General features: G+C 52.4%; 10 protein-coding genes and 1 pseudogene. 2 read left to right on the forward strand and 9 right to left on the reverse strand.

Annotated features, from left to right (window positions below):
- Positions 1-2: 2 nt before the first annotated feature.
- The 3 genes from napA to napF are packed head-to-tail and all read right to left on the reverse strand — an operon-like array spanning position 3 to position 3,233.
- The gene (gene napA, locus A9587_RS00275; RefSeq protein ID WP_001516733.1) at positions 3-2,489 is read right to left on the reverse strand and encodes a periplasmic nitrate reductase subunit alpha; all 2,487 of its coding nucleotides are present in this window, start codon (positions 2,487-2,489) and stop codon (positions 3-5) included.
- Complete coding sequence (gene napD, locus A9587_RS00280) at positions 2,486-2,749, reverse strand: chaperone NapD (protein WP_000557372.1); 264 nt, start codon at positions 2,747-2,749, stop codon at positions 2,486-2,488. Before napD ends, napA begins: the two co-directional genes overlap by 4 nt.
- Positions 2,739-3,233: a ferredoxin-type protein NapF gene (gene napF / locus A9587_RS00285; protein WP_000687310.1), complete on the reverse strand. Its 495-nt coding sequence runs from the start codon at positions 3,231-3,233 to the stop codon at positions 2,739-2,741. The genes napD and napF overlap by 11 nt, the downstream gene beginning before the upstream one ends.
- Positions 3,234-3,341: 108 nt before the next feature.
- On the opposite strand from napF, the pseudogene A9587_RS25380 reads away from it, so the two are divergent.
- Positions 3,342-3,440: pseudogene (locus A9587_RS25380) on the forward strand (hypothetical protein); the annotation flags it as partial.
- 199 nt (positions 3,441-3,639) lie between these two features.
- Positions 3,640-4,128, forward strand: coding sequence for a serine protease inhibitor ecotin (gene eco, locus A9587_RS00290; RefSeq protein WP_016248975.1), 489 nt, complete (start codon positions 3,640-3,642; stop codon positions 4,126-4,128).
- A gap of 878 nt (positions 4,129-5,006) precedes the next feature.
- Here the strand turns inward: eco and mqo are convergent.
- From mqo to ompC, 6 genes are all read right to left on the reverse strand, one after another.
- Positions 5,007-6,653, reverse strand: a complete 1,647-nt coding sequence (gene mqo, locus A9587_RS00295) for a malate dehydrogenase (quinone) (RefSeq protein WP_000758095.1) — start codon at positions 6,651-6,653, stop codon at positions 5,007-5,009.
- Between the two features lie 209 nt (positions 6,654-6,862).
- Positions 6,863-8,506 (reverse strand): microcin J25 efflux ABC transporter YojI, encoded by a 1,644-nt coding sequence (yojI, locus tag A9587_RS00300; RefSeq protein ID WP_001516738.1) that lies wholly within the window; start codon positions 8,504-8,506, stop codon positions 6,863-6,865.
- 75 nt (positions 8,507-8,581) lie between these two features.
- Positions 8,582-9,232 carry a DNA oxidative demethylase AlkB gene (alkB, locus tag A9587_RS00305; RefSeq protein ID WP_000885047.1) on the reverse strand — a complete coding sequence of 217 codons (651 nt, stop codon included), beginning with the start codon at positions 9,230-9,232 and terminating at the stop codon, positions 8,582-8,584.
- On the reverse strand, positions 9,232-10,296 hold the full coding sequence (gene ada, locus A9587_RS00310; protein ID WP_105263876.1) for a bifunctional DNA-binding transcriptional regulator/O6-methylguanine-DNA methyltransferase Ada: 1,065 nt from the start codon (positions 10,294-10,296) through the stop codon (positions 9,232-9,234). The genes alkB and ada overlap by 1 nt, the downstream gene beginning before the upstream one ends.
- 73 nt (positions 10,297-10,369) lie before the next feature.
- A complete protein-coding gene (gene apbE, locus A9587_RS00315; RefSeq protein WP_000425712.1) occupies positions 10,370-11,425 on the reverse strand; it encodes an FAD:protein FMN transferase ApbE in 1,056 nt (351 codons plus the stop codon).
- Between the two features lie 111 nt (positions 11,426-11,536).
- Entirely contained in the window at positions 11,537-12,640 is a 1,104-nt protein-coding gene (gene ompC, locus A9587_RS00320; protein WP_105263877.1) for a porin OmpC, read from the reverse strand.
- Positions 12,641-13,014: the final 374 nt, after the last annotated feature.

Here is a 13,014-nt window from a genome sequence, read left to right on the forward strand (position 1 = left end):
GCTTACACCTTCTCCAGTTTGACCGCGCACTTCTTAAAGTCCGTCTCTTTCGAGAGCGGATCGGTCGCGTCCAGCGTCAGTTTGTTAACCAACTGTGCGGCGTCGAAGAACGGCATATACACCAGGCCCTGCGGCGGACGGTTACGACCGCGCGTTTCGACAATCGAGATCACTTCGCCACGACGAGAAACCACTTTCACTTTGTCACCACGACGCAGGTCACGCGCTTTCGCATCCAGCGGGTGAATAAACAGGACCGCTTCCGGGAAGGCACGGTGCAGTTCTGGTACACGGCGAGTCATACTGCCGGTATGCCAGTGCTCCAGTACGCGCCCGGTAGAGAGCCACAGATCGTATTCTTCATCCGGAGCTTCCGCCGCCGGTTCAAACGGCAGTGCGAAGATCACCGCTTTGCCATCCGGTTTACCGTAGAACTTGTAGCCTTCGCCCGCTTTCACATACGGGTCGTTGCCTTCACTGTAACGCCACTGCGTTTCTTTACCGTTAACTACCGGCCAGCGCAGGCCGCGTGCTTTGTGGTAGTCATCGAACGGAGCCAGATCGTGACCGTGACCGCGGCCAAACCATGCGTACTCTTCGAACAGCCCTTTTTGCAGATAGAAGCCCAGCTCGCGGGATTCATCATTAAGTTGATCTTCTGCCAGTTCGGATACCGGGAATTTGCTCACTTCCGGGGTGGCATACAGTACCTCGTACAGCGTTTTGCCACGCAGCTCCGGTTTCTTCGCCAGCAGCTCTTCCGGCCACACTTCTTCAGTTTTGAAGCGGCGGGAGAACTGGACTAACTGCCAGAGATCCGATTTTGCTTCGCCCGGTGCCTGTACCTGTTGACGCCAGAACTGAGTACGGCGTTCTGCGTTACCGTAAGCCCCCTCTTTCTCTACCCACATTGCTGTCGGCAGAATCAAGTCCGCGGCCAGCGCACTGACTGTCGGATATGGATCGGAAACGATGATAAAGTTGCGCGGATCGCGCCAGCCCGGCATACGCTCTTCATTAATGTTCGGCCCGGCCTGCATGTTATTGGTACACATGGTCCAGTAAACATTCAGCGTGCCGTCTTTCAGCGCACGGTCTTGTGCTACCGCGTGCAGACCGATTTTTGCCGGAATGGTGCCGCTCGGGATATTCCACTTCTTCTCGCAGATATCACGGTGTTTCTCGTTGGTCACCACCATGTCCGCTGGCAGACGGTGAGCAAAGGTGCCCACTTCACGCGCAGTACCACACGCGGAAGGCTGACCCGTGAGGGAGAACGGACCGCAACCCGGCTGGGAAATTTTGCCGGTCAGCAGATGCAGGTTGTAGACCAGGTTGTTGGCCCACACGCCGCGGGTATGCTGGTTGAAACCCATCGTCCAGTAGGAGATGACTTTCTTGTTCGGATCGGCATACAGTTGCGCCAGTTGTTCCAACTGATCTTTTGGCACGCCGGTCATTTCAGCGGTTTTTTCCAGCGTATATTCGGCAACAAAGGCTTTGTAATCTTCAAAGCTCATCGGCTCGGAAGCATCGGAACCCGGATTTTTCGCCGCTTTTTCCAGCGGATGGGTTGGACGTAAACCGTAGCCGATGTCCGTCGCCCCTTTACGCAGATTGACGTGTTTGCTGAAGAAGTCCTGATTTATCGCATTGTTTTGAATGATATAGTTGGCGATATAGTTCAGGATCACCAGGTCAGACTGCGGCGTAAAGATGATGCCGTTATCCGCCAGTTCAAAGCTACGATGCTGGTAAGTAGAAAGCACCGCCACGGTGACGTTCTGGTTAGAGAGACGACGGTTGGTAATGCGCGACCAGAGGATCGGGTGCATCTCCGCCATGTTCGCGCCCCACAGCACAAACGCGTCAGCCTGTTCGATGTCGTCATAGCAGCCCATCGGCTCATCCATACCAAAGGTACGCATAAAGCCAACGACCGCCGACGCCATACAGTGGCGTGCGTTCGGGTCGATGTTGTTAGAACGGAAGCCCGCTTTGAACAACTTGGACGCGGCATAACCTTCCCAGATAGTCCACTGACCAGAACCGAACATACCGATCGACTCCGGCCCTTTTTCTTTCAGGGCGGTTTTGAATTTCTCTTCCATCACATCAAAGGCTTGATCCCAGGTGATTGGGGTGAACTCGCCTTCTTTGTCATATTTACCGTTTTTCATACGCAGAAGCGGCTGCGTCAAACGGTCTTTACCGTACATAATTTTGGGCAGGAAATAGCCCTTAATGCAGTTCAGACCACGGTTAACCGGTGCGTCCGGGTCGCCCTGACAGGCCACCACACGCCCCTGTTGCGTTCCGACCAGAACGCCACAACCAGTACCGCAAAAACGGCATGGCGCTTTATCCCATTTAATGGCTTCCTGCTGACCAACAACGGCGCGGGCAACGCCCGGCACGCTGAGACCGGCAGCCGCCGCAGCGGCCGCAACGGCGTTAGCTTTCATAAAGCTACGACGACTGAGTTTCATGGTGTTTCCTCACCTTGCTCTTCCTGCTGGTGATAAACCAGCGACACCGCCAGCACGCCTTCTACGTTGCGTACTGACTCAATGGTTTGAATTAGCGTTTCGCTGTCTTCTGCTTCCACCACCACTATCAACTGACCACTCGGCGCGTCGCTGACAGCGACTTCACAGCCATCAAAGGCGTTCAGTTGGGTGCTGATGTCTGAAATTCGTTCGCTTTTGGCCTGAACGACCAGGCTGCAAACTTGCCAGTTAGTGTGCATGGAGATACTCCGCAGTAATGGCTGATACCGGACAACTAGCTGCACATGCTCCACATCCGTTGCAAAGTTGGCTATTAAGTTGCGGCTGGTAGATCCCGGAAAGCGTCGGGCGAAAGATAATGGCCATTGGTTCACAGCTATCCTGACAGCGACGGCATTCGACTGCCTGATACGCCAGGCACGTCTCCCCGATGGTGAACAGCAAATCCCAGGCCCTGGTGTGGCGCGGAGAAAATAGTGATTCGGGGCAAGCCTGCGCACAGGCATAACAGAAACTGCACTCGTTGTTTTTGAAATTAACGCTCGGATAGCCGCCCGCACCACGTTGCAGAATGTTGTTTTCACAAGCATTAATACAGGCGTCGCAGCGGGTACAATGGGTCAGAAAATGAGATTCATCACCAGACCAGGGCGGACGGATACCGTTACTGGCTTTGCGCCAGCGACCAGTGAGTATGCCCCGACGGGATACATCAATCTTCACATTGACCTTCCATCATTAACGCGCTCTGAAAACGGAGAGCGACCAAATAAACCGCATAATTAATAAGCCATTTTTATAGCCGCTAAGATATTAAAGGATGTGTCAAAGATGCATACCCCGATCGGGGTAAAACCTGTAGTAGGATCAAAAGAGTGGTGGGAAGACTGGCAAAAACGGTCTTTTGCTCACATTTCAAATGGTTATAAATAAATTTATATAGCGATAAATTCACCAAATATATTTCTTCAGGCTTAACCATTCATCAGCATATAACACCAAAAGAGAAGGTAAAGTTGTCTGAATATTCCTTAAGTTATTCATAAAGCAAATTAATAAATTTGATGAATATGTTAACCTTCAGCGACATCATCGGTGAAAAACCTATAAATGAAGAAAGGAAAACAAAATGAAGACCATTCTACCTGCAGTGTTGTTTGCCGCTTTTGCCACGACCTCTGCCTGGGCGGCAGAAAGCATCCAGCCGCTGGAAAAAATTGCCCCTTATCCGCAAGCCGAAAAAGGGATGAAGCGTCAGGTGATTCAGTTAACCCCGCAAGAAGATGAATCTACCCTGAAAGTAGAACTGTTGATCGGTCAGACGCTAGAGGTCGATTGCAATCTGCATCGTCTTGGCGGAAAACTGGAAAGCAAAACGCTGGAAGGCTGGGGCTATGATTATTATGTCTTTGATAAAGTTAGCTCCCCGGTTTCGACGATGATGGCCTGTCCGGATGGCAAGAAAGAGAAGAAATTTGTTACCGCGTATCTGGGTGATGCCGGAATGCTGCGTTACAACAGCAAGCTGCCGATCGTGGTGTATACACCAGACAATGTGGATGTGAAATACCGCGTCTGGAAGGCGGAAGAGAAGATTGAGAACGCGGTAGTTCGCTAAACGAATGTGAAGTGCTGCACTCCGCAGGTCGGATAAGGCGGTTACGCCGCATTCGACATCTAACGCCCTGGCCGGTTGCCTGATGCGACGCTGCGCGTCTTATCAGGCCTACGCCGCTGTGAAGTGCTGCCCCCCGTAGGTCGGATAAGGCGGTTACGCCGCATCCGACATCTAACGCCCTGGCCGGTTGTCTGATGCGACGCTGCGCGTCTTATCAGGCCTACGCCGCTGCGAAGTGCTGCACCCCGCAGGTCGGATAAGGCGGTTACGCCGCATTCGACATCTAACGTCCTGGCCGGTTGCCTGATGCGACGCTGCGCGTCTTATCAGGCCTACGCCGCTGTGAAGTGCTGCCCCCCGTAGATCGGATAAGACGGTTATGCCGCATCCGGCATCTAACGCCCGAGCCGGTTGCCTGATGCGACGCTGCGCGTCTTATCAGGCCTACGCCGCTGTGAAGTGCTGCACTCCGCAGGTCGGATAAGGCGGTTACGCCGCATCCGACATCTAACGCCCGAGCCAGTTGTCTGATGCGACGCTGCGCGTCTTATCAGGCCTACGCCGCTGTGAAGTGCTGCCCCCCGTAGGTCGGATAAGGCGGTTACGCCGCATCCGACATCTAACGCCCTGGCCGGTTGCCTGATGCGACGCTGCGCGTCTTATCAGGCCTACGCCGCTGTGAAGTGCTGCCCCCCGTAGGTCGGATAAGGCGGTTACGCCGCATCCGACATCTAACGCCGGAGCCAGTTGTCTGATGCGACGCTGCGCGTCTTATCAGGCCTACGCCGCTGCGAAGTGCTGCCCCCGTAGGTCGGATAAGGCGGTTACGCCGCATCCGGCATCTAACGCCCGAGCCAGTTGCCGGATGCGGCGCACCATTACAACGCAATATCCGCCACTTCTTTTTGTACTGGTTGCGGTTTCAACTGCGCTTTCGGCGTGCTATCTGCCGCCTGCGGCTTATCATATTTCAGGCTCAGAACTTCGCTGGTGTACTGCAATTCACGTTCTGTTGCCGCCGCATCACCGTTCAGCTTGCTGCCATAAGACGGAACAATCGCTTTCAGCGTGGCCTGCCATTGTGGGCTGGAAACACGATCACCAAACACTTTTTCCAACAGACTCAACATAATCGGCGCAGCGGTAGATGCCCCCGGCGATGCGCCGAGCAGCGCAGCAATGGTTCCTTGCTGGTCGCTGACCACTTCTGTACCCAGACGCAGCACGCCGCCTTTATCGGCATCACGTTTGATAATCTGCACGCGCTGTCCCGCTTGCCACAAACGCCAGTCCTCTTTTTTCGCTTGTGGGTAGTACTCTTTCAACGCTTCAAAACGATCCTCTTCACTCAACATCACCTGACTCACCAGATATTTCACCAGATCGAAATTATCCAGCCCGACGTGCATCATCGGCATCACGTTAGAGGTGGTGGTGGAACTCATCAGATCCCACAGCGAACCATTTTTGAGAAATTTGGTTGAGAAGGTAGCAAATGGCCCGAACAGCACCACGCGTTTACCGTCCAGTACACGGGTATCGATATGCGGAACTGACATCGGCGGCGCGCCAACGGATGCTTTACCATAGACCTTCGCCAGATGGTGATTAACCACATCCGGGTTTTCCGAAACGAGGAACTGACCACCCACCGGGAAACCGGCGTATTCTTTCGCTTCCGGAATACCGGACTCCTGCAACAGTTTCAGTGCCGCGCCACCCGCGCCGATAAAAACAAATTTCGCACGGATGTTCTGTGCGGTGCCGTTTTTCAGATCGGCAACGGTGACGGTCCAGGTGTTATCGTCATTACGTTTGATAGCGCGGACTTCGCTGCTGAGTTGCAGCGAGAAGTTAGATTTCTTCTGTAATGAGGCGATCAACTGACGGGTGATCTCACCGTAGTTCACATCGGTGCCAATTTCTGTACGCGTAGCCGCCACTTTCTGTTGTGGATCACGCCCTTCCATCACTAACGGTGCCCACTCCTTGATTTGCGCGTGATCTTCAGAGTAACGCATACCGCGAAACAGCGAACTTTGTTGCAATGCCGCGTAACGGGCACGCAGGAAATTGACGTTATCTTCGCCCCAGACAAAGCTCATATGCGGAACGGTATTGATAAATGAACGCGGGGTACGCAGCACGCCGCGCTCGACCTGGTGCGCCCAGAACTGGCGGGAAATCTGGAATGCTTCGTTAATGGCGACTGCTTTTTCAATACTGATGCTGCCATCGGCGTTTTGCGGGGTGTAATTGAGTTCCATCAGCGCAGAATGCCCGGTTCCGGCGTTGTTCCAGCCGTTCGAACTCTCCTGCGCGACACCCTCCAGGCGCTCTACCATGGTCATCGACCATTCAGGCTCCAGTTCCCGTAAATAGGTCCCCAACGTGGCGCTCATAATGCCGCCGCCAATCAACAGTACATCAGTTTCCTGCTCCTCGGACGCTTTCGCTTTTGCCGTCATTGAAACGGCATTAAGCCCCACGGCCATCGAGAAGAGCATGGCAGTCACTTTTTTCATCTTGTTAATGCCTTACTTTTAGTCGCTTTATTGCAGGTGAGATTTGCGCGGCATCAACGTTAACACTTAAGTAACAACATTTAAATAATGTTTATAATTTATCTTCTATTTTTATAAACATTATGATTTCGTTGATTAATTATAAGGTTATTAGAAACGAAGGGAACGCTTACCTGGCAGCAGAAGTCCGTCAGGTAAGCGTCAAAATATCATGCCGTCCGGGCAACGGCATCACGCGAAGCGGCATCACGCTCTTCGCCGGTTAGTTCGCTAAGCAGCCCACTGCGCATTTCCAGCAGGCGGTCGGCGTGAATAAAATAGTGGTCGTCATGACTGATGGCGAAAATCGTTTTGCCCATCTCCTGCATCAGCGGCAGTAATACCTGATAAAACTCACGGCGGAAGTGTGGATCCTGATCCGCTGCCCATTCATCCAACAGGATTATGTCGCGTTCTTCTGCCAGTGCCAGCAACAACGCCACGCGTTTCTTCTGCCCTTTCGATAACTTCAGGTTAAGAATACGCCCGTTACTTAACTCAAGCTTATGACCCATTTTCAACTGATCTAACCACTTCTCAACCAGTTGTGGATTTGCGGTTTTACCCTCCGGCCCCAGCAGTTGATCAAACAACCAGACATCGGTAAACACGGCGGAAAACAGCTTGCGATAATCTTCTGGTTTTTCAGCGCTGATGGGGTTGCCATCCAGCAAAATTTCACCGCTTTGCGGCTGATACAACCCCGTCAGCAACATCGCCAGCGTCGATTTACCGCTACCGTTGCCACCAATCAGGAACAGCAGTTCGCCACGTTTAATAGTGAGGTTAATCGGGCCAACGGAAAAAGCATTATCCTGATAACTAAACGTCACGTTACGCAGCTCCAGGGTTTGCCAGTTGGGAAACGCCTGCGGGCGCGGAAACTCCGCTTTAAAAGGCGCGAGCGCGAATTTGTTCAGCTTGTTGAACGCCACCTGTGCCGTCAGCAGCGTCGGCAACGCACCAACCGCCGAAAGCAGCGGTGTACGCAGGAACAACAGCGTCAGCGAATAAGTCGCCGCAACGTTGGTATCAGCCCAACCGAGACTGTTTGCCATCCAGAACACCAGGCCTATTGCGCCCAGCATCATAATGTTCGACCAGTTCACGGCACTAAGATGGAATGTATCAGCACGAATAATATGATGGCGATATTCTTGCGCATCGGGGATGTAGAGATTGTTAAAAACGTACTCGGCGCGCTCGCGGTTCAGGGTCAGCTCTTTGCGCCCTTCCAGTACAGTTTGAAAATCCGTGTACAGCTTGTCTTCGGTTTCTCGCAGGGTCGCCATATGTTTGTACACCCGCGCCACCAACAAAAAACCACCCCAGATGGTGATTGCCATCCAGATCGCCGTTACCAGCAACATTTTACCCGACAGCATCCACAGATACGCCGCCGAACCCACAGTGAGAATGATACCCTGCACCAGTTCAGGTAAGCGCACAAAAGCGATGGTGATATTGCGCACATCGCTGGTTAACCCCGCCAGCAATGAGGCACTGCCCAGTTGTTCAATGCGCTCGACGTGGGTATCCAGAATCCGCTTGATAAATTCGCTACGCAGTCGGTAAACGAAATGATGGCCCAGCGTGGTGAGCGCCAGTTGCGATCCCAGTGTTACCGCCATCAACAGCAGCAATAAACCCAGAAACTCCGGCAACACCAGCAAACTGGTATCTGCCGTTTCGATAAGACGCTGATTGATAAAAGCAATTAAGCCAATACCTAACGCCGCACTGGCGAGGCTGAGCGCCATCACACTGATAAATGGCCAGCGATACTGCCGCCAGACAAGTACAAGAAGTTCCATGCAGAAAACCCGGACAATGAATTACAGCCCGCAGTTTAAACATCTCCGCGCACACAGCAATAATAATTCTTATTTTTATTCTTCTTTACCTGCCTGGCGAAAGGTCAGGTTGTAGCGACAGTCGGCGGTCAGTGGATGAAATCCCGCTTTTAGCGATTGAATACCGTGATAAAACAGCCGTGACTCACCGCCCCACACCACCACATCGCCATGTTCCAGCAACAGACGTTTTAGCGGATCATTACGTTTCAAGCCGCCAAACTGGAAAATTGCAGGCAGTCCCAGAGAAACAGAAACAATTGGCGCGCGCAGATCCGGCTCGTCTTTATCCTGATGCAATGACAGTTTCGCGCCAGGGACGTAGCGGTTGATAAGGCAAGCGTCAGGCTGGAAATCGGGATACCCCGCCGCCGTTGCTGCCCGTTGGCACAAATCACGAAAGCCTTGCGGCATGGCGGGCCACGGCTTATTTGTTTGTGGATCAATAGGCGAATAGAGATAGCCTTGCTGGTTAGTCGTCCAGCCAAGACGTCCACAGTTAGTCATTGCCACCGACATGGTATACCCACCCGGTGTAACCATCTGGCGAAACGGCGACTGGTTGGCGACACCGTTAATTTCCTGCATCAGATCTTCTGCGATATCAAAAGCAAAACGGCGCAGGATCACTGCGCCGGAAGCCAGCGGTTCTTGCCAGGGTTCAGCATCAGTGAACAGATCCAGCATTACCTCTCCTCATTTTCAGCTTCGCGACGTAGCAATTGCGCTTTACGCGAAACACCCCAGCGGTAACCGGAAAGTGCGCCATCGCCACGTACCACCCGATGACAAGGTATAACGATCGCTAACTTATTGGCGGCACAAGCACTTGCCACTGCACGCACCGCTGTTGGTTTGCCGATGGAATTTGCCAGTCGCTGGTAACTCACTGTTTCACCACAAGGAATGGAACGCAATGCTTGCCAGACTTGTTGTTGGAAAGCAGTGCCGCGAATATCCAACGGTAACGTCAGCGGCGTATTACGGTTATTAAGGCTGGCGATGACCTCGCGCACATGTTGCTGAAATGTCGGATCAGCAGGGGCGTTGTCGGCGGCAGGAAACATCTGCTGTAGCTCGCCAATTAATGTCGCATCGTCATCGCCCAGTAAAATCGCGCAAATCCCCCGCTCGCTTTCCGCCACCAGGCAACGCCCCAGCGAACAATCGGCCAGCGCATAACGAACAGCCAGGTTTTCGCCACCATGACGAAACTGTTTAGCCGTCATGCCCAGCGTTTCGTCGGCTTTACGGTAGTAACTGCTGCCGTCGGGAAATCCGGCGTGGAGAATCGCCTGGGTGACGCTCTCCCCTTTCGTTAACGATTCGCGCAAGCGACGAGCGCGCCAGGCCTGTTGCCAGGCTTTTGGTGTCATTCCGGTCGTAGCTTTAAATAAACGGTGTAAGTGGAATGGACTCATCGCCACCTGGTCGGCTAAAGCCTCCAGCGTCACGGGCGTTTCTTGTTCCAGCAGCCGACAAGCATGGGTGATTTTATCCAACCGGTCTTGCCGGGCATTGGCTTTGTCCGGCTGGCAACGTTTGCAGGGGCGAAAACCTGCGGCAAGCGCCTCGCTGGCATCCGCATAAAAGGAGACGTTTTCCCGCAGGGCATGTCTGGCGCGGCAAGACGGGCGGCAAAAGATGCCCGTGGTACGCACGGCGAAAACAAATTCGCCGTCGGCGTGCGGGTCGCGGGCCAGGACAGATTGCCAGCGTTGATCGTCAGTTAAGCATGTGGCGTTTTTCATAAGCAGCTCCCTGGTTAAGGATAGCCTCTAGTCTGCCCGGTCACCATCACGCAAAAACCAACAATCTTGCGCTTTAATTTTTTTCGCTGATAAGGAAGCTTTTAAACTGCGGCGACATCCAGGTTTTAAAACTATCGCCCTCTTTGGTGATCATATAGACCGCCAGCCCTTCCCGGCGAACGATTTCTTTGGCTTTATCCGGCCCGAGAACCATTAACCCGGTGTCCCAGGCATCGGCCTCCAGCGCCGTCGGGGCAATTACCGTCACGGACACCAGATTATGTTCGATGGGACGCCCGGTTTGCGGATCGATAACATGGGACAGGCGTTTGCCGTCCAGCTCGTAATAGTTGCGATAGCTACCGGAGGTGCTAATCCCGTGGCCATTGATATCGACCACGGCCTGAACCGCATTCTCTTTATCGGTCGGTTTTTGGATCGCCACCCGCCACGGCTGCCCTTCACCATTCATGCCCCGGCTGTTCAGTGCGCCGCCAACCGACACCAGATAGCGGGAAATACCTTCCTGCTCCATGAGACGCGCCAGATGATCTGCCGCATAACCTTCACCCACGGTGGAGAGATCGACATATAAGTCCGGCACATCTTTTTGCAGATATTGCTGATGCAACTGATTAATTACCGTCAGGTGCTGTAAGCCGGTTTTGGCTTTCATCGCGTCGATCTGTTCCTGGGTCGGGATTTGTACCGGCTGTTGCTCCGGGCCAAAGCCCCACAAATTCACCAGCGGCCCGACGGTAATATCCATCGCACCGTCAGTCTTTGCGCCAATGCGTAGCGAAGTGGTGACGATATCAGCCATCGCTTCACTTACCGGCCACGGCGATAAACTTTGCGAGTCGTTAAAACGCATCAGCGCGGAATCTTTTTTATAAGTCGAAAGTAGCTGATCGTCGGCATCCAACTGAGTCTGGATCTTCTCTTTGAGTTCAACACTACGTTTGGCGTCAATGCCCGGAATGCTGGCACGCCAGAAGGTTCCCATCGTTTTGCCTTCAAGAACGGTAACTTCAGGAGCGTTGGGTTTGGCGGGTTGTGGTTTTTGATCGCAACCAACAAACAAGAGCGCGGCAGCCAGCAATGCCACACGGGTAAAGTTCATTTCCATACGTGATTATCCTCATGCGAACGGTCGCAAGAGTACACCAAAAGACTGCGTTTGTACGCTGAAAACAATGAAAAAAGGGCCCGCAGGCCCTTTGTTCGATATAAATCGAGATTAGAACTGGTAAACCAGACCCAGAGCTACGATGTCATCAGTGTTGATGCCAGCAGCGCGGGTGAACTGGTTGTCGTCCAGCAGGTTGATTTTGTAGTCAACGTAGGTGGACATGTTTTTGTTGAAGTAGTAGGTAGCACCAACATCAACATATTTCAGGATATCTTCGTCGTCGTAGTTACGACCAGCAACGACACCCAGGTTTTTACCTTTAGACTGCAGGTATGCTACAGACGGACGCAGACCGAAGTCGAACTGGTACTGAGCAACAGCTTCGAAGTTCTGTGCTTTGTTCGCCCAACCCAGGGAACCTACGCGAGTTGCGTTATAGGTCTGGGTGTACTGAGCAGCCAGGTAGATGTTGTTCGCGTCGTATTTCAGACCACCAGTGTAGGTTTCAGCACGGTCGCCGTTACCGATGTAAGCAGCGCTGTTCTGATCATCAGTACGTTTGGAGCTGGAAACTGCAGCACCGATACCGAAGCCTTCGTAATCATAAGTGATAGAACCGCCAACGCCGTCGCCGTTCTGACGCAGAGCGCCACGAGCGTTGTTGGTCATGCCTTCGCCGCTTACGCTACCGTTTTTACCCTGATACTGAACAGCAAAGTTCAGGCCGTCAACCAGACCGAAGAAGTCGGTGTTACGGTAGGTCGCGAAGCCGTTACCACGCTGCTGCATGAAGTTGTCAGAACCGTAGGTGTCGCCACCGAATTCTGGCAGAACGTCGGTCCAGGAAGTTACGTCGTAAACAACGCCGTAGTTACGACCGTAGTCGAAAGAACCGATATCCTGGAATTTCAGACCAGCGAATGCCACACGGGTCCAGGAGTTGTTTTCGCTTTCCGGAGCGTTGCCCTGGATCTGATATTCCCACTGGCCATAACCGGTCAGTTGGTCAGTAACCTGAGTTTCACCTTTGAAGCCGAGACGCATGTAGGTCTGGTCGCCATCTACAGACTTGTCGTCAGAGAAATAGTGCAGGCCGTCTACTTTACCGTACAGATCTAATTTGTTGCCGTCTTTGTTGTAAACTTCAGCAGCGTTTGCTGCGCCTGCTACCAGCAGAGCTGGGACCAGGAGGGACAGTACTTTAACTTTCATGTTATTAACCCTCTGTTATATGCCTTTATTTGCTTTTTTATGCCACTGCATACTGATTAACCCTCATTAATCAGTCGGCAAGTCCATTCTCCCCAAAAATGCAGAATAATCCAACACGAATATGATACTAAAACTTTTAAGATGTTTCATTTATCGCTATAGATGTTTCAAAATGTAAATGTGATGGAACTTTTTAAGATTCTTGATGATTGGCGAAATAAGCACCTAACATCAAGCAATAATAATTCAAGGTTAAAATCAATAACTTATTCTTAAGTCGTTGATAGCACTGAATGCCAAAACAAAATCTTCACTCGCAACTAAAATATGTCTCGCTATCATCATTAACTTTATTTATTACCGTCATTCATTTC

It is taken from the genome of Escherichia sp. MOD1-EC6162, assembly GCF_002965125.1.
GTDB lineage: Bacteria > Pseudomonadota > Gammaproteobacteria > Enterobacterales > Enterobacteriaceae > Escherichia > Escherichia marmotae.